The sequence below is a fragment of the Empedobacter sp. R750 genome, from assembly GCF_030324345.1.
GTDB lineage: Bacteria > Bacteroidota > Bacteroidia > Flavobacteriales > Weeksellaceae > Empedobacter > Empedobacter falsenii_C.
Genome location: NZ_JACAGF010000012.1, coordinates 1 through 17,482, shown reverse-complemented (window position 1 = coordinate 17,482; position 17,482 = coordinate 1). Strand labels below are relative to the sequence as shown.

Here is a 17,482-nt window from a genome sequence, read left to right as displayed (position 1 = left end):
TTCTTTGAATAGCTTACAATAGAAATAGCCACCTCATTGAGGTGGCTATTTTATTTTTATTAATTTTAATTTTATTATTTCTTTCTAAAAACTAATATAATAATACATCCAGCTGTAAAGATAGATAATAAATAACCAATCCAAGAAAGTAGTGGCATGTCTAGAATCACAGGACGAACAGTTGTATTAGCTAACATACTTGCTCCAATTCCAAAAGCTAAAGTAAGTATCGCTAAAACCAGTTTATTAATGCTGTCTTTTATTAATTTCTGAATATTACCTATTTGATCAATCTTAAAGTTTAAAGCCAATTTATCATTGTTTACTTTTTCGATTAATTTCAAGGTATCTTCTGGTAAATCGTTGATTAAATCCTGAATATCTTTAAAATTATCAATTGCTTTTTTACTCAAATATTTAGGATGAAATTTTTGTCGAGCCAATTTTACTGCATAAGGGCGCATCGAACGTTGCACATTAAGATCAGCGTGTAATTGTTGTCCAATTCCTTCTATAAGCGCAATTCCGCGTAGTAAAATGTAAACATATTCGGGTAATAAAACATGATTTCGCTGTAGAATATTATTGAATTTTTTGATGATGATTTGAACTTCTATCGTATCAACGGTATTGTATTCTAAGTAATCAAAAATATCTGCAATATCACGTTCTAATTGTTTTTCGTTTTCGATATAATGTTTAATTGCCATTTTTTTGAGTGAACGAACAATTCGTTTCGGATTTTTTAATCCAAAATCAATTACAACATTTTCTAAAGCCTCTTTTTCGTTGATGGCTAAAATTCCCATCGAACCAAAATCTATAAAAGCAAGTCGTCCATCTTTTAAAATAAAAATATTTCCGGGATGTGGATCAGCATGAAAAAATCCATCATCAAGTAATTGTTTCAAATAAATATCAAAACCTTTCTGTACGATTTTTTTCGGGTCAACTCCTAAAGCTTCTAACTGTTCAACATCATTTACCTTGAAACCTACTATGAATTCCATGCAAAGAAAATTGTTGTTCGAATAATCTTCATATGTTTTCGGAACATAAACATCTTTACTATTCTCGAAATTTTTTCTGAAACGTTCGATGTTCTGAAATTCATTGGTTAATGAAAGTTCTTTCAGAATTGAATTTTCAAATGATTTTTCGATTTCAGAAATGAATAATTTTTGAAGTTTCTCATATTTTTTTTCCAAAAAATGAACAATGTCTCGAATCAGGGCTAAATCTGATTCAATTATTTTCTGAATATTAGATCGTTTTACTTTGAAAACAACTTTTTCTCCATTCAACAAAGTGGCACGATAAACTTGCGAAATACTTGCAGCAGCAAAAGGTTGTTCTTCTATAAAAAGAAAATGTTCGTCTGGTTCTATTCCAAATTCATCTCTAATTTTTTGTTTGATGTCAATTTCTTCTGGCGGAACATTATCTTGCAATTTCTTTAACTCTTCTACTAAAGAATCTGGAACCAAATCTTTTCGATTGCTTAATAATTGACCAAATTTTATATAAGTAGGACCAAGTTCTTCCAAAGCCATTCGGAATCGTTGATTGAAAGAACTGTTGAAAAATTCGGTATTTTGATCAGAATGAAATAAATCGTTTCCACGAGAAAGAATTTCTTCAAAACCATATTTTGAAACGACTTTTACGATTTTTGAGAATCGTTTTATTTTCTTTAAACTATCCATAAAGTTGAGATTCGATTACAAGTTACGAATAAACAAGAGTGTAATTCGTTTATAAAATCTTAAATTTCTTTGAGTTGAATCTAAAATTATTCCAAATATTAAAATATAATTGTTTATCTTTGCACTCGCTAAAATGGTTTAGGAATCAAGCGATTAATTATTAAGTTAAACATCTCTCGGTCATTTATTTGCATTTGAAGATTCCGAAATAAAATAGATTGAGATACAAATTTTTAGAATTATGTCTAAAGAAACAAAACAAGAGGAAGTACAAGAAGTTGTATTAAACACTCCAGTATTAGATGCGTCTGCTAATGCAAACGTAGCGCCAGAATCATTTGATTGGGAATCTTTCGAATCAGGATTAAACGAAGAAGATCGTAAAGAAAAAGCTGAATTAGAGCAAATGTACGATACAACTTTAGAAGACTTACATGAGAATGAAGTATTCAAAGGACAAGTTGTACGTATTACAGATAAAGAAGCTATCGTTGACATCAACTTCAAATCAGAAGGTGTTATTTCATTAAACGAATTCCGTTACAACTCAGACTTGAAAGTTGGGGATATCGTTGAAGTAATGGTTGATCAACGTGAAGATAAAAATGGACAATTAATTTTATCTCACAAAAAAGCTCGTACATTAAATGCATGGGATGCTGTTAACAAAGCACACGATTCTCAAGAAATCGTTAACGGTTACATCAAAGCTCGTACTAAAGGTGGTATGATCGTTGACGTATTCGGAATTGAAGCTTTCTTACCAGGTTCTCAAATCGATGTTAAACCAATCCGTGATTACGAACAATTCGTAGGAAAAACTATGGAGTTCAAAGTTGTTAAAATCAACCCAGAATTCAAAAACGTAGTAGTTTCTCACAAAGCGTTAATCGAGGCAGATATCGAAGTTCAGAAAAAAGAAATCGTTGCTCAATTAGAGAAAGGACAAGTATTAGAAGGTGAAGTTAAAAACATCACATCTTACGGTGTATTCGTAGACTTAGGAGGTGTTGACGGTTTAATCCACATCACTGACTTATCTTGGTCTCGTATCAATCACCCATCTGAAATCTTAGAAGATGGACAAAAAATCAACGTTGTAATCTTAGATTTCGACGAAGATAAATCTCGTATCCAATTAGGTATTAAACAATTAGAAGCTCACCCTTGGGATGCTTTAGATGCTGATATCAAAGTTGGTGATAAAGTTAAAGGAAAAGTAGTTGTTTTAGCTGACTACGGTGCATTCGTTGAGGTTGCTCCAGGTGTAGAAGGTTTAATCCACGTTTCTGAAATGTCATGGTCTACTCACTTACGTTCTGCTCAAGATTTCGTAAAAGTAGGTGATGAGGTTGAAGCAGTAGTTTTAACTTTAGATAGAGAAGAAAGAAAAATGTCTTTAGGAATCAAACAATTAACTCCAGATCCTTGGACAGATATTACAACTAAATACCCAGTAGGTTCTACTCACAAAGGTAAAGTTCGTAACTTCACTAACTTCGGTGTATTCGTAGAATTAGAAGAAGGTGTTGACGGATTAATCTACATCTCTGACTTATCTTGGACTAAGAAAATCAAACACCCATCAGAATTCTGTGCAGTTGATGATATCTTAGACGTAGTAGTTTTAGAATTAGACGTAGAAGCTCGTCGTTTATCTTTAGGTCACAAACAATTAACTGAAAACCCATGGGATCAGTACGAAGCTAAATATGCAGTAGGTACAGTTCACACAGGTAAAGCAGTTGACGTATTTGACAAAGGTGCTACAGTACAATTCGAAGATGCTGATGTTGAAGCTTTCGCTCCAGCTCGTACATTAGAGAAAGAAGACGGATCTCGTATCAAAAAAGGTGAAGAAACATCTTTCAAAGTTATCGAGTTCAACAAAGAATTCCGTCGTGTAGTAGTTTCTCACACAGCTACTTTCCGTGAGGAAGAAGTTAAAGCTGAGAGATCATCTAACAACAATAACAACAATTCATCTAACACAATCGAAACTTCTACTTTAGGAGATATCGATTCATTAGCAGAATTGAAAAAGAAAATGGAAGAAGGAGGAAACTAATTCTCTAACCAAAATTTTTTAAAATAATAGAAAGGCTACTCATTTTTGAGTAGCCTTTTCTTTTGAATAATGATATTGTTTTATAGAATTAAAATGAATTTAATTTAAAGTTTAAAATAATATCAAGAATAACATACAATTTTTGATATATTTTTTGAATATTATTCAAAATAGTCTTAATTTTGCAGTCGAAATGGAAAAGATAGAATTTAATTTAGATGCTACTGATTTGAAAATCATGCGATTAATGCAAGATAATGCACGTATTAACAATGCAGACATCGCAAGAGAATTGGGAATGGCACCTTCTGGAATATTAGAACGAGTGAAAAAGCTTGAAAATAAACAAGTTATTTTGGCTTATCACGCAAAAATAAATCCAGTGGCAGTTGGACAAAAATTACTTTCGTATATGTTTATCAAAACCGTAGATATTATCGGTGATGAAACAGTAGGAAGACAACTTGCCGAAATTCCAGAAGTTTTAGAGGTTCATGATATTGCTGGAGAAGATGGTTATCTAATCAAAGTGAGAACTTCTGATAACGAAGGTTTGGTAGAATTGATGCGCAAACATTTGAGTAAAATTGGCGGAATCACTTCTACGCGTACAACTATAGTTTTACAAACAATAAAAGAAGAACAAAATATCGTTATACCAACGATTTAAAAAATAGAGATTGAATGAAAGGGAATCAACCAAGTAAGTGGCTGATTATTGCAGCGTATTTCGTGGTTTATGTAGTTTGGGGATCAACTTATTTTTTTATAGATAAGGCTTTGCATGGTTTTAGTCCGTTTATTTTGGGTTCGTTTCGCTTTATTGCGGCGAGCACAATGTTAATGGGATATTGTAAACTGAAAGGTTACAAGCTGTGGGATAAACAAATTGTGAAACAATGTATGTTTACAGGTTTTATGTTGTTGTTTATTGATATGGCTGGGATTATTTGGTCCGAACAATTTTTACCAAGTGGAATTGTTGCAATTATGGCAGCATCGGCAGCGATTTGGTTTATTGTATTAGATAAACCGAAATGGAAACAAAATTTTTCAAGTATTCCTACGATTTTAGGCGTTTTGTTAGGCTTTGTTGGTGTTTTGATGTTATTCTATGAACAAACAACCACTGTGCATGCAGATGCAGATCAACAATTCTTAAATATGATTGGGTTGATTGTTCTTATCTTTTGTTCGATTGCTTGGACGTTAGGTTCTTTGTATTCAAAATATGTAACAGAAAAGCAGAAAAAAGAAGTTACGAAACCAAAAGAAGATTTGAACATCATGGTCAAAACGGCTTGGCAAATGATTACTGCTGGAGTTTTGTTTAATACAGTTGCAATCTTCAATGGAGAATATGCTAATTTTAATTTTGCGAATGTAGCGACAGAAGATTGGTTGGCAATGGCTTATTTAACGACTTTTGGCTCAATTCTTGCTTTTGGATCATATGTTTGGTTGTTGCAATACCGACCAGCTGTGGAAGTTTCTACATATGCGTATGTAAACCCTATTGTAGCCGTTGCATTGAGTTATTTTTTTACAGATGATGTCGTAACTCATTTGCAAATTTACGGTTTGGCAGTAATTTTGTTCAGTGTTTTATTAATGAACTGGAATCTTTATAAAAACACAAAATTAGTTCAGAAAATTCTGCATTTTGTTTCTCGTAAACATTATGCGCATTAAATATTATGATGATTATTAATAAGAAAGCTTCTCGATCGCGAGAAGCTTTTTTTATAGTACAATTTTATCAAAATTTATATCATTTGTAATTTCAAAGCTTTTAGCAATACACTCGAATAAATCATCATGAAAAGTAATTACATAATGATTTAAAGAATTCCATTTATCCTCATTAAAATAAGGATGGTTTTTATCGATTTCTTTTAATTCATTTATCCAATCTGAATCTTTTATCAAATAAATCTCAGACGAATTAATTCCGTAAATACTATAAGGATGATAATAAAGAGTTTCATTTCCTGGATAACCTATTTTGTATAGATGATGGTTAAGAAATTTTAAAGTAATCGTTTCATAGTTTTCATCATCAACTCTAAAATTTAAATAAAGATTATTAGAGTTAGAAATTATTTTAGGAGAAGGAAATCCATCATCAATAATAAATTCGGTTTCAATTTTTTCTATTGTCATAATTTTTTGTTTTACTATCTTTTAAAGAATAATACCTCCTTTTCCTAAATAAGTTAATCTTGCATTTTTGTAAAAACTTTGTTCGTTACAGTTTTTGTCACATTTTACTTCTATATAGTAAATACGTGGATTAATCAGGCAAATTTTATTCAAATCTTTTCTACAAGCAGTGTTTAACCATAAGCTGAATCGTTTTGTTTTTGAGGATGAAATAGTTTTTATTTCTTGTAAATTTCTAATAATATAAGTACGAGAAATTCCATCTTTATCTTTGTAAAATGGATATAATAAATTGTTTTCCAAAAGTAATTTTAATTCAGGATTTGCGCTTATAGAGATAGTATCTTTATTATATTTGTACTTGTATTCTGATATTTTCTGTACATTTTTTTTAGGTTTTTTAAAGTTTTGTTCAGAATATTTTTGTTCAAAATGTTCAATAGCCCTTTTTTCTTCTTGAGATTGAGCAATAGAAAAACTTGTATTGAAAAGGAAAATAATAATTACGAATAAATATTTATACATAATGAATGTTTTGCAGTGTTATAAGTTATAAATATCTTAATGAGAATAAATTAAACCTAAATCTATTTGACAATTATCTTTAATTTTTCCTGTTTTGGATAATTTATAAGTTCTAGTTTTTACATTGTTTTTATCTAAATAATAATTTAGTGATACATATAAATCGTCATAATTATTTTCAAAGATATAAGAGTTTGAAATAGTTATTAAAGGATATTTTTTCTGAGATATAATTTTAAACTTTTTAGAATCAACAATACTTTTGTTTATAACATTTTCTAAATCATTTGTATTAAGAATTAATTTCTTTTCTTCATTAAAACAATTTGTAGCATTGTAGATATCAGGATTCAAATCTAAAAATATATTTTTTTGACCTTTATATTCTTGTTGAAAATTTCGAAATACAATTTCTCTATAATTAATGAAGTTTTGCGAATAACTATTAATAGAGAACGACAGAATAATTAATGTGAAAATTAATTTTATTTTCATAGGTGTGATAATTAGTAGTTAAATCTACAAAAAAAAGCAGCTCTTTTCAGAACTGCTTTTGTATATGTTGGATAAATTATCTTTTACAATTTAGTGCATTTTACAATTTCCAAACCATATTGTGTTGTATGTGGTTCTTCTAAAGTACGCGTAATCAAATTCATTTTTTGGATGCCTAAATCTTTGATGATTTGAGAGCCAATTCCGTGATCTTTTTCATCGGCTGATAAAACACCTGATTTGGATTTTCCTTCAGAAAAACTTTTGAAAATCTCTAATTTTTGTTCAATCAATTCAGAATTTTGAATGTTATTAATAAAAATTACAACACCTCTTTCTTCTTCGTTGATGATGTTCATCGTTTTTTCTAACAATGGTGTTTCACCGTTTTGTAAAGCGCTAAACAAATCATAGTAGCTATTTGTTGATTTTACACGAACTGGAACCACATCATCTTTTGTCCATTTTCCTTTTTTCAAAGCGAAGTGAACTTGATTATTTGTTGTTTGTTGATAAGCGATTAATTCGTATTCTCCGAATCTTGTTTTTGCTGGAAATTGCTCGATTCGTTTTACTAACGATTCATTTTCTAATCGGTAAGCAATCAAATCTTCAATCGAAACAATTTTAAGATCAAATTTCTTCGCAATCTCTAACAATTCTGGCAAACGAGCCATTTCTCCATCTTCTTTCAAAATTTCGACAATACATCCAGCAGGATAATGTCCCGCCATGCGCGCCAAATCAACAGCAGCTTCTGTATGTCCCATGCGAACCAAAACTCCACCATCTTTTGCAATTAATGGGAAAATATGTCCTGGTTTTCCTAAATCATCTGGATTTGTATTTTCGTCAATTAAAGCTTTAATAGTTTTGGAACGATCCGAAGCCGAAATTCCTGTCGTACATCCGTGACCTTGTAAATCTACAGAAACCGTAAAATTAGTTTCGTAAATCGCTGTATTGTGTCCAACCATAAGGTCCAAACCTAATGCTTTACATCTTTGTTGTGTAAGTGGTGTACAAACCAATCCGCGTCCGTGCGTAACCATAAAGTTGATGACTTCTGGCGTTGCAAATTCGGCGATACATAGGAAATCTCCTTCATTTTCACGATCTTCATCGTCAACTACAATGATAACTTTTCCTTGTTTTAAATCTTCTAAAGCTTCTTCAATTGTGTTTAATTGAGATGATCTATTTTCCATTGTTTTATGTTATTGATAACGAGAATGCTCCTCGTTTTTGTTTGTTTTCTTAAACTTATTAAAGTATTTTACAATTGGATCAACGTAAATACTGATGTCAAATAATCCAGAATCTTGATTGGCTTTGTAACTAAACAAAATAGAGAATGGAAGCGCAATAATATTCGCTGCCCAAGCGGCAAAAGTTGGATCTAATTTTCCGTTTTTCGCCATATTTTCTGCCGAGAAATTAAGGATAAAATAAATAACGAAAATGATAATTGAGATAACAACTGGCATTCCAATTCCTCCTTTTTTTACGATTGCACCTAAAGATGATCCAATCAAAAAGAAAATAATACAAGTTACCGCATACGAGAAATTTCGTTGGTAATGAATATTTACTTTTGAATATAACTTTTCTCTGTTTACAATTTCTTGTTCAGAAAACGTCATATTTTCTTGATCACGATTTACCATTTGTACAGCTTGATTAAGCACTTGATCTTGTTCTTGACGATTTCGCTCTTTCAAGTCAAAAATCATATTTGTTTTTACCGTATCAATATCTTTTACTTTGATTGAATAGAAATAGTTTTGATTAAACATATTCGTTTTCAAATCTTTATAATACTTCTTGTAATCTGTGTTTAATGAATCGATAAGATGTCTTAAACCTTTTCCGTCCAAGTATTTGTAAGAGTTTCCTGGATCTTCGTCTTTACCAGAATTTAAAATATCTGAAATGTCAATATAATAGTTTAATGTATCAAATTTCGTATATTGATTTTCTTGACGTTTGCGTTGATCAAAGTTTTTATTTTTGATGTTATCAGTATAAGCAATTCCATCAAAAAGTTCCATTTTCAAGTAATGATTATCATTTTTATCTGGTGCAAGATTTCCCTTTTTCGCAATAATTGTCATCGTATTTTCTCCAAAAGGTGCATTCTGATGTACAAAAACGTCTTCTAATTTTTCTGAATTTTCGCCCGAAACTTTATTAATTTTCATCTGAAATCCGGGAACGGTTTCGATAAAAACACCTTCTTTCATACTTACTGTTGGTTTGGTTTGTAAGATATTGAAGTACATTGTTCGCGCTTTTTGTTGGGAATAAGGCATCACTTTGTCTCCGAAAAAATACAATCCAATAGACATTAAAGCGACTAACGTAAACAATGGAGCAAGGATTCTGGTAAGTGAGATTCCAGATGCTTTCATTGCTGCTAATTCGTATCTTTCTCCAAAACCTCCCATGGTCATAATAGACCCTAAAAGGATTGTAAGCGGTAATACAAGCTGAATAACGTTAATTCCTAACCAAAAAAGTAATTCGGTAATAGTGTACCATTCTAAACCTTTTCCAACAAATTTTTCCATTTGTTGCCATGCAAATTGCACGATAAAGATGAAAAATAGAACACTAAATATGAAAAAAAATGGACCTAAAAAGGTCTTGATTATATACCAGTCAAGTTTTTTTAACATTGATTATAATTGAGTAATCATATAGCCTTGCGACTTATATTTCTTTTGGTCAAAGTTAAAGTAACTTTTGTGAATAAGTAAATTTTGAACGTAATCTTTTACAACGATTGATGTTGTATCTCCATTTTTACCATATTCCTTGTAATCGTAGATTTCATTATTCGCAGTATTCACTCCCAAAACCGAATATTTGATTGTAGAAGTTTTAGTTGGCGTTAATTTTATATACTGAATTGTTTTTCCTCCAACGGTTTTTTTATCTGTTAAAGCGTAGCTGAAATCAGTACGATACGTGTTCAAAACTTTAGTTGGTGTTAAGAAATCATCTGTGTTAGATGCATCAGAAATAGTGACTTCTTTATCATCTTTTGCAATTGTATATAATTTAGTTCCTGTGAAAATTTGGTTGATGTCGCCTACATTCAAGTTAAATTTTTGTTTCATTGCAAAAACTTCCCCCGAACGACTTGTTGATTTTCCATTTGCGTTATGGCTAAAATCAAATTTGATGTAATACGAGTTTGCGTTGGTATATTTAGCGTAAACTTTGTCTAAGATTTGTTTTGCTGATTGAGCGTTTAATGTTCCAACCCCTACTAATAAGAGTATGAAAGAATAGATTATCTTTTTCATACAATTTAATTTTCTATCTGTTTTTAATAAATTTTAGTTCAAATTATTCAACAACTGTTCCAAACTCATGTCATCTTGTATCAACACTTGTCTAGCTTTACTTCCTTCGAAAGGACCAACAATTCCGGCAGCTTCCAATTGATCAATCAATCGTCCGGCGCGATTATATCCTAATTTTAATTTTCGTTGTAATAAAGACGCAGAACCTTGTTGATTCATTACAATTAATCTTGCAGCATCTTCAAAAAGTACATCACGATCAGATAAATCAATATCTAAATTAGAACCACCTTCTTCACCAACATATTCAGGCAAATGCATCGCATCTGGATAACCACGTTGTTCACCAATAAATTCGGTAATTTTATCCACTTCTGGTGTATCCACAAACGCACATTGTAAACGTACTAATTCGTTTCCAGTTGTGTATAACATATCACCTTTACCAATTAATTGATCAGCTCCTTGCGAATCTAAAATCGTTCTCGAATCTATTTTTGACGTTACACGGAAAGCGACACGACCAGGGAAATTGGCTTTAATTGTTCCTGTAATCACATTTACAGACGGACGTTGAGTTGCAACAATCAAGTGAATACCAACGGCACGAGCTAATTGAGCCAAACGAGCAATCGGTAATTCAACTTCTTTACCAGCTGTCATAATCAAATCTGCAAATTCATCCACGATTAATACAATATATGGTAAGAATCTGTGACCTGCTTCTGGATTTAATTTACGTTGTTTGAACTTCGCGTTATATTCTTTGATATTTCGAACGAAAGCATTTTTCAATAATTCGTAACGATCATCCATTTCAATACAAAGTGAATTTAATGTGTTAATTACTTTTGTATTATCTGTGATAATTGCTTCTTCCGAATCTGGTAATTTTGCTAAATAGTGACGCTCTATTTTAGAATATAAAGTAAGCTCAACTTTCTTAGGATCGACCATCACAAACTTTAATTCAGATGGATGTTTTTTATAGATTAACGAAGCAATAATTGCATTCAAACCAACCGATTTACCTTGTCCCGTTGCACCAGCCATCAACAAGTGAGGCATTTTTGCTAAATCGGCAACAAAGGTTTCGTTCGTAATTGTTTTCCCGAAAGCAATTGGTAATTCCATATCAGCATTTTGGAACTTTTGCGAAGCAATTACCGAATGCATGGAAACCATCGAAGGATTAGAATTTGGAACCTCGATACCAATTGTTCCTTTTCCAGGAATCGGCGCAATAATACGGATACCAAGCGCAGCCAAGCTTAGAGCAATGTCGTCCTCAAGATTTTTGATTTTAGAAATACGAACACCAGCTTTTGGTACAATTTCGTACAATGTAACTGTAGGACCGATTGTTGCTGAAATTTCATCGATTCCGATTCCGTAGTTTCCTAAAGTTTCGACAATTCTATTTTTGTTCGTTTCTAATTCTTTTTGATCAATTAACGTATTTCCGTTGTCATATTTTTTTAACAATGAAATAGGAGGAAATTGATAATTTGGCAAATCTAAACGTTGATTGTACTCACCTTGTTCTTGTACTAATCGAGCAGAAGTCGCTTCAAATTCTTCTTCCTCATCAACGTGTTGAACTTTTAATTCTAATCCATTTTCAGAAGAATTTTGAGTTGGTTGAATTTCTGTTTCGAAATTTTCTTCATCATTAATTGATAAAAAATCTACTTGATTATTTTCTTCCTCATGATCTGCCAAATCTTCAACCACTAATTCTGTAATATTAAGTGGAGTTTCTTCGATTGTTTCTTCCTCTTTTGGTTGATTAATTTTAAATTCTTGATGAAATGCTTCGTTTGGATTTACTTTATGAGATTGAATTGCTTCTTTCTCTTGTTGTTCTATTAATTCTAATTCTTGCGATAAACTATCTTCTTGTTGCTTTTCGGCATCTTGATTGAATTTATTTATCTTTTCTTGTTCTTCTTTTTCCTTGCGTTTTCTTAATTCAAGCTGTTCTCTCTTGATTTTTTCTTGCTCTTTTTCTATGCGCTCAATTTCTTTTTGTTTCGCACGTTCTTCCATTTTTTCTTGGATAGATTGATACGTCATTCGGAAATGAATCACACAATAAATCAATAAACTAACGAAAAGCAATAAAATTACACCCCATTTACCAATAAAGCTATTTAGGAAATCATTAATTTCAAATCCCATTACGCCAGAAAGCATATGTTGAGTTGGTAAAATGCAACCAAAAAATATTGGCAACCAAATCATGAAGAAAATGCTTTGATAAAGCGTTGTGAAAGGTTTAATTTTTTTCCAATTTGTAGCCACTTTAATTCCCAAAAGGATAAAGAAAACTGGGACAAAAAATGAAACGATTCCAATTCCTTGCAAAATGAATGTTTCGCTTAATAATGCGCCAAACTTCCCGAAGATATTCTCGGCGGTTTGACTTTTGTCTAATAAATCAGAGATTTGACTCTGATCCATAAAACCATTAAAAAAATAAGAGATAAACGAAGCCAATAGTAATAAACCGATTACTAAAAACAGTATACCTATAATTGTTTTGACGATTTGTTTTTTAGGAGTTTTTGGGACTTCCTGCGTGTTTTTTATAGCCATTTTAAGGTTGAGTATAATTGAGGCAAAAATAATAAATCTTTGACAGACGAATCTAACGAAAAGTATTTAAATTTACTAAAATCGCAATCAATTTTAACTCAATTTGCTATCTATGATTGATTATTATTAGAAATGATTTAGAAAAAATAAAAAACTGAGTTAGATATTGTATCTAACTCAGTTTTGAATATTTGATTATTTAGTCTGTTTTTTTGCTTAATCATTTTTGAAATGATTCATTTGACGTTTGGCTTCTGCACGAATTAGATTTAATTCTATTTCAGATTCTTTCTTAATTTTTTCAAGACTTTCTTCCATCGATTGTTTCAAGGCATCAATATCTTTTTTGAGTTCTAATGATTTTCTCTTGTTAAAACGTTCTAGATAATAACCTGCAGCAGCGATGACAACCGAAACAATAATTCCCATCACAACCAATAAATAATTCAAAGTTCGATGAAATTCCTCCATTCCTTCTTTATGAAAATTGATAATATCAGCGACATTTTGTTTGCTTAATTCTAAATTATCTTCTTTCAAATCAAGTTCTCTTAGCTTAGAATCAATTTTATTTTCATACAATTCTATCTTAGCATCTATAACCTCACTTTTCGAAATAGTTTGTTGTCCGTAATTATTTATTGATAGTAGTAAAATAAAAATTATAAAAGTAAACTTCATCTTAATCGCATTAATTTTAAACAATGTACTAATATAGTAAAATATAACGATTGTTTCTTTCTGATTAATTCTTCCAAACTAAATTTCCTTTGTGCGCTAAAGCTAAAACAGGCGACATTCTTGCAACCGCTTCAGCAGAGCAACTTGCATCAATCAAAACGATATCAGCATTATCACCAGTTTTTGGCCATTGTTGACTTCCTTTGTTGTCTAATGGCGTAATGTTTTTTGTTGCAAAACCTAAATTTCTCGATAAATCATATTCAGTTTCTAAACCATATAATTCTGAAATCAAATTTGCTTTTTGCAACATATTTCCCGTTCCAAACGTGCTCCAGTAATCTTGTACATTATCATTTCCTATTAAAACTTCAACACCATTTTTTACCAAAGTAGGAATTGGCATGGCGACTTTATTGCGGAAAGGAACAGAAGAAACAATTCCAACTTTTGCTTCGGCTAATTTTTCTGCAATTTCTTGTTCCTCATTTTTTGATAAATGTGCTAAAGCAAAGGCGTGACTTACATATGATTTTCCTTTTAATTGAGGATTTTTTATCGTTAATTCAGCTAAATATTCAATTGTACGCATTCCTTCTTTTCCTGTGTCATGCAAATGAATATCGATTCCTTTATTATGATCCAAAGCCAATTGAACCGTAAAATCAATTGCTTTTTCGATGTTTTTATCAATACTGAAAGGATCTAATCCACCAACAAAAGCAACGCTTTTTAATTGCGCAGCTTCTTTCATCAACGAAGCAGAATCGGTATAGTATAAACCGTGTTGAGGAAAAGCAACCAATTCGGCACTGAATGTTTCCTTTTTATTTTCTAAGGCTTTTTCTAAATTTTCTAAAGACTTCAACCCAGAAGTTGTGTCAACATTGAAATGTGTACGCGCATAAGTAGTTCCGTAATGTTGTAATAAATTGATTAATTGCTCGCCACGCTCAACTGAAGTTTTTAACAATTCTGGAATAATTTCTTGCTCATACGCAATCATATCCGCAACTGTTCTTCGTTTTGGCGAAAGCGCTTGCCAAGGTAAGCCATACAATGTTTTATCCAAATGAACGTGCATATCTTTGAAAGAAGGCAACATTAACAATCTTTTTGCATCAATTGCATCTGTTAATTGAGGATTTTTAGCACTTATTTTTGCTATTTTACCATCTTTTATTTCAATCGAAAATAAATCGGTTTTTGTTCCGATAATTCCAGATTCATCCTCAATAAAACCTGTTTCTAATCGTACATTTTTTAAGGTATAATTTCCTTTTGCGATTGTTTTATAATTTGTTTGCATGATGATTTATGATTTAATAATGGCTACAATTTCTTTATAACCTCTTTGTTGTGCATGTTGCAAAGGCGTTACTCCATCAGAATCTGGAATATCCATTTTTGCACCTGCATCTTTTAATATCTGAACAATTTGTTGATATTTTTTGCTTCCGTCACCCAAAACAATGGCTTCCATTAATCCAGTCCAACCCAAACGATTCACATGATCTACAGGATAATTTTTGGTATTGGCTAATAATCGTACCGTTTCTACATGTCCGCGCTCACAAGCAGGAATTAAAGCAGAACCATTGTAACGATTAAATACATCAAAACGTGCGCCATGATCTAAAAATAATTTCACTAATTCTGTTTGTCCACTTGCGCCTGCATATAAAAATGCACTATCTTGATTATCGGCTTGCTGATTAACATCTGCGCCATGTTTTACCAATAATTTTGCGATTTCTATATTTGAATTATTAGTTGCAATTAACAATAACGAACGCTTGCTACTATCAATGCTATTGACATCTTCACCACTTTCTAATAAGTTTTTAACAGATTGTAAATTGTTATTTTTAACTGCTTTTACAATATCTTTTTCATTCATAATTTCTGTATTTGAATCTTCTGTTGGAGTTGAATGACATGCTGTAACCGTTGTCATCATAAACATTAAAATTAAAACTGATTTCATAATGATTTATAGTTTGAATGATTTTGAATGACGAAGTTTTGAATTAATAGACAATATTTCCTTTTACAATTAAGGAACGAACAGGTGATATTCTCGAAACCGCTTCTGCAGAACAACTTGCATCAATCAAGATAATATTTGCATCATCGCCTTCTTTTGGCCATTGTTGTACACCTTTATCATTCAATGGAATTGGTCCTGCGGTTGCTAATTTCAACATTCTTGATAAACCAAATTCAGAACTTTGTCCGTATAACTGTGCTGCAAGATTTGCTTTCTGTAAAACACTTCCTGTTCCAAACGTATTCCAATAATCCACAATGCTGTCGTTTCCTGTCATTACGGTTACACCATGTTTTAATAAAGTTGGAATTGGCATAACTAAGCTTCCGAAAGGAATCGTAGAAACAATTCCGATTTGCGCTGCACCCAATTGTTCGGCAATGGCTTCTTGTTTTGATTTATCTAAAGTTGCTAATGCAAAAGAATGACTGACGAATGTTTTTCCTTTTAATTGTGGATTTTCGTTTACTTTTTTGATTAAATAGTCAATGGTATCATGACCAGATTTTCCTGATTCGTGCAAATGAATATCAATTCCTTTGTTATGATCTAACGCTAATTGAATTGTTGCATCCATTGTTTTCTCGATTGCGCCATCAACATTTGTAGGATCTAAACCTCCAATAAAATCGATGTTCATTTTAGCAGCTTCTTTCATATACGGCATCGAATCGGTGTAGAATAAACCATGTTGAGGAAAAGCAACCAATTCAGCTCCAAATGAATCTTTTTTATTCGCCAAAGCAATTTCTAAATTTTTCAATGAATCTAATTTAGAAGTTGGTTCAATGTTCACATGGCTACGCGCAAAACCTGTTCCGTACGATTGTAATAATTCAATCAGTTTTTCTGCTTTGTAGGTAGATTTTTTCAACATTTCAGGCAAAACTTTTTGTTCTAATTCAATCATTCCTTTGATTCCTCCAGAACGACGAACTGAGCGCCATCTATCTGCATATAAGGTTTTATCTAAATGAATGTGCATATCTTTGAAAGATGGTAACATCAACAAACCTTTTGCATCGATAGCTTTTGCATTCGGTTGATTTGGGCTGATTTTTTTGATTTTTCCGTTAGAAATTTCAATTGTAAAAAGATCTGTTTTTGTACCAATGATTTCGTCGTTTTCATATTCGAAACCTGTTTCTAAACGAACATTTTTTAGGATGAAATTTCCTGGCTTTGTTACATTCGTCTTATCTAATTGAAAATCTGGTGCAGCTTGTGAAAATCCTGGTAAAAGTGAAAATCCTGCTAATCCTAAAGCTGAATTTTTAAGAAAATCTTTGCGAGATATATTGTTATTCATTATTGCCTTTATTTGTATTAAACAAAGTACTTGAAATTATGTCCACTAAACTATCATAAAAACTGCTTATGCTTGTGGAATTTATCTTTTTTTGTATTTTAGAGATTATATTCTATTAGAAGTACTAAAAAATGAAAGAAATATTAATCTTCTTTTTTATTGGATTTTGTTTTGTTGGAAATTCACAAGTTATAGATTCTGATATTCAATTGAAAGTATTGAAAAATAATATAAAAGGAGAAGAGTTTGTGTTCGGAAAATGGAAAGCAAATACTGAAACAGAAACTCATCTTACTTATTTAGGTGATGTAAAAGTGAATACAGGAAAAATATATAAAATAATGAATTCAACATTATTTTGGGGATTATCAAAGAGAGCAACAAATAAAATTTTAATTTTTAATGAAGATAACCAATATTTAGGAAATTATTATGTGACATTAATAACTGATTTACCAATTGAATTAAATAATGGAGTATTGATTTTTAAAAATTTAAGTTCCTTTAGATTTGAAAATCTTAAATTGTAGTATAAAAAGAAGAGAAAAGAGTTTGAGTACACTATAACGAGTTCAG

At 31.3% G+C, this 17,482-nt stretch carries 16 protein-coding genes; 4 read left to right on the top strand and 12 right to left on the bottom strand.

Going from position 1 to position 17,482, the window contains the following annotated elements:
- Positions 1–74: 74 nt before the first annotated feature.
- Positions 75–1,706, bottom strand: coding sequence for an ABC1 kinase family protein (locus tag HXZ74_RS12415; protein WP_286475682.1), 1,632 nt, complete (start codon positions 1,704–1,706; stop codon positions 75–77).
- A 241-nt stretch (positions 1,707–1,947) separates the two neighbouring features.
- Here HXZ74_RS12415 and rpsA point away from each other — a divergent pair, with 241 nt between their 5' ends.
- From rpsA to HXZ74_RS12400, 3 genes are all read left to right on the top strand, one after another.
- Positions 1,948–3,774, top strand: coding sequence for a 30S ribosomal protein S1 (gene rpsA, locus HXZ74_RS12410; protein WP_115001847.1), 1,827 nt, complete (start codon positions 1,948–1,950; stop codon positions 3,772–3,774).
- 193 nt (positions 3,775–3,967) lie between these two features.
- Positions 3,968–4,444, top strand: coding sequence for an Lrp/AsnC family transcriptional regulator (locus tag HXZ74_RS12405; RefSeq protein WP_038332665.1), 477 nt, complete (start codon positions 3,968–3,970; stop codon positions 4,442–4,444).
- 14 nt (positions 4,445–4,458) lie between these two features.
- The gene (locus HXZ74_RS12400; RefSeq protein WP_280062089.1) at positions 4,459–5,466 is read left to right on the top strand and encodes an EamA family transporter; all 1,008 of its coding nucleotides are present in this window, start codon (positions 4,459–4,461) and stop codon (positions 5,464–5,466) included.
- Positions 5,467–5,517: 51 nt separating this feature from the next.
- Here HXZ74_RS12400 and HXZ74_RS12395 read toward each other — a convergent pair whose 3' ends face one another.
- The 11 genes from HXZ74_RS12395 to HXZ74_RS12345 all read right to left on the bottom strand — a co-directional run bounded on the left by HXZ74_RS12395 (position 5,518) and on the right by HXZ74_RS12345 (position 16,906).
- Positions 5,518–5,937: a hypothetical protein gene (locus tag HXZ74_RS12395; RefSeq protein ID WP_286475679.1), complete on the bottom strand. Its 420-nt coding sequence runs from the start codon at positions 5,935–5,937 to the stop codon at positions 5,518–5,520.
- 21 nt (positions 5,938–5,958) lie between these two features.
- Entirely contained in the window at positions 5,959–6,462 is a 504-nt protein-coding gene (locus tag HXZ74_RS12390; RefSeq protein ID WP_286475677.1) for a hypothetical protein, read from the bottom strand.
- 36 nt (positions 6,463–6,498) lie between these two features.
- The gene (locus tag HXZ74_RS12385; protein WP_286475675.1) at positions 6,499–6,957 is read right to left on the bottom strand and encodes a hypothetical protein; all 459 of its coding nucleotides are present in this window, start codon (positions 6,955–6,957) and stop codon (positions 6,499–6,501) included.
- A gap of 83 nt (positions 6,958–7,040) precedes the next feature.
- Positions 7,041–8,165 carry a 3,4-dihydroxy-2-butanone-4-phosphate synthase gene (gene ribB, locus HXZ74_RS12380; protein WP_286475672.1) on the bottom strand — a complete coding sequence of 375 codons (1,125 nt, stop codon included), beginning with the start codon at positions 8,163–8,165 and terminating at the stop codon, positions 7,041–7,043.
- A gap of 9 nt (positions 8,166–8,174) precedes the next feature.
- Positions 8,175–9,635 carry an LptF/LptG family permease gene (locus HXZ74_RS12375; protein WP_286475670.1) on the bottom strand — a complete coding sequence of 487 codons (1,461 nt, stop codon included), beginning with the start codon at positions 9,633–9,635 and terminating at the stop codon, positions 8,175–8,177.
- A 3-nt stretch (positions 9,636–9,638) separates the two neighbouring features.
- On the bottom strand, positions 9,639–10,268 hold the full coding sequence (lolA1, locus tag HXZ74_RS12370) for an outer membrane lipoprotein periplasmic chaperone LolA1 (protein WP_038332673.1): 630 nt from the start codon (positions 10,266–10,268) through the stop codon (positions 9,639–9,641).
- Positions 10,269–10,301: 33 nt separating this feature from the next.
- Positions 10,302–12,866, bottom strand: a complete 2,565-nt coding sequence (locus tag HXZ74_RS12365) for an FtsK/SpoIIIE family DNA translocase (RefSeq protein ID WP_286475668.1) — start codon at positions 12,864–12,866, stop codon at positions 10,302–10,304.
- Between the two features lie 216 nt (positions 12,867–13,082).
- Positions 13,083–13,547 (bottom strand): hypothetical protein, encoded by a 465-nt coding sequence (locus tag HXZ74_RS12360; RefSeq protein WP_115001833.1) that lies wholly within the window; start codon positions 13,545–13,547, stop codon positions 13,083–13,085.
- Between the two features lie 64 nt (positions 13,548–13,611).
- Positions 13,612–14,856 (bottom strand): amidohydrolase, encoded by a 1,245-nt coding sequence (locus HXZ74_RS12355; RefSeq protein ID WP_115001831.1) that lies wholly within the window; start codon positions 14,854–14,856, stop codon positions 13,612–13,614.
- Between the two features lie 6 nt (positions 14,857–14,862).
- Complete coding sequence (locus tag HXZ74_RS12350) at positions 14,863–15,534, bottom strand: ankyrin repeat domain-containing protein (RefSeq protein ID WP_038332680.1); 672 nt, start codon at positions 15,532–15,534, stop codon at positions 14,863–14,865.
- 43 nt (positions 15,535–15,577) lie between these two features.
- Positions 15,578–16,906: an amidohydrolase gene (locus HXZ74_RS12345; RefSeq protein WP_038332683.1), complete on the bottom strand. Its 1,329-nt coding sequence runs from the start codon at positions 16,904–16,906 to the stop codon at positions 15,578–15,580.
- A 131-nt stretch (positions 16,907–17,037) separates the two neighbouring features.
- Here HXZ74_RS12345 and HXZ74_RS12340 point away from each other — a divergent pair, with 131 nt between their 5' ends.
- Positions 17,038–17,436, top strand: a complete 399-nt coding sequence (locus tag HXZ74_RS12340; RefSeq protein ID WP_286475666.1) for a hypothetical protein — start codon at positions 17,038–17,040, stop codon at positions 17,434–17,436.
- The last annotated feature ends 46 nt before the right edge of the window (positions 17,437–17,482 follow it).

Excerpts from the sequence above, each read along its gene's own strand:
- HXZ74_RS12415 (WP_286475682.1), bottom strand. The coding sequence starts at position 1,706 with ATGGATAGTTTAAAGAAAATAAAACGATTCTCAAAAATCGTAAAAGTC.
- rpsA (WP_115001847.1), top strand. The coding sequence starts at position 1,948 with ATGTCTAAAGAAACAAAACAAGAGGAAGTACAAGAAGTTGTATTAAAC.
- HXZ74_RS12405 (WP_038332665.1), top strand. The coding sequence starts at position 3,968 with ATGGAAAAGATAGAATTTAATTTAGATGCTACTGATTTGAAAATCATG.
- HXZ74_RS12400 (WP_280062089.1), top strand. The coding sequence starts at position 4,459 with ATGAAAGGGAATCAACCAAGTAAGTGGCTGATTATTGCAGCGTATTTC.
- HXZ74_RS12395 (WP_286475679.1), bottom strand. The coding sequence starts at position 5,937 with ATGACAATAGAAAAAATTGAAACCGAATTTATTATTGATGATGGATTT.
- HXZ74_RS12390 (WP_286475677.1), bottom strand. The coding sequence starts at position 6,462 with ATGTATAAATATTTATTCGTAATTATTATTTTCCTTTTCAATACAAGT.
- HXZ74_RS12385 (WP_286475675.1), bottom strand. The coding sequence starts at position 6,957 with ATGAAAATAAAATTAATTTTCACATTAATTATTCTGTCGTTCTCTATT.
- ribB (WP_286475672.1), bottom strand. The coding sequence starts at position 8,165 with ATGGAAAATAGATCATCTCAATTAAACACAATTGAAGAAGCTTTAGAA.
- HXZ74_RS12375 (WP_286475670.1), bottom strand. The coding sequence starts at position 9,635 with ATGTTAAAAAAACTTGACTGGTATATAATCAAGACCTTTTTAGGTCCA.
- lolA1 (WP_038332673.1), bottom strand. The coding sequence starts at position 10,268 with ATGAAAAAGATAATCTATTCTTTCATACTCTTATTAGTAGGGGTTGGA.
- HXZ74_RS12365 (WP_286475668.1), bottom strand. The coding sequence starts at position 12,866 with ATGGCTATAAAAAACACGCAGGAAGTCCCAAAAACTCCTAAAAAACAA.
- HXZ74_RS12360 (WP_115001833.1), bottom strand. The coding sequence starts at position 13,547 with ATGAAGTTTACTTTTATAATTTTTATTTTACTACTATCAATAAATAAT.
- HXZ74_RS12355 (WP_115001831.1), bottom strand. The coding sequence starts at position 14,856 with ATGCAAACAAATTATAAAACAATCGCAAAAGGAAATTATACCTTAAAA.
- HXZ74_RS12350 (WP_038332680.1), bottom strand. The coding sequence starts at position 15,534 with ATGAAATCAGTTTTAATTTTAATGTTTATGATGACAACGGTTACAGCA.
- HXZ74_RS12345 (WP_038332683.1), bottom strand. The coding sequence starts at position 16,906 with ATGAATAACAATATATCTCGCAAAGATTTTCTTAAAAATTCAGCTTTA.
- HXZ74_RS12340 (WP_286475666.1), top strand. The coding sequence starts at position 17,038 with ATGAAAGAAATATTAATCTTCTTTTTTATTGGATTTTGTTTTGTTGGA.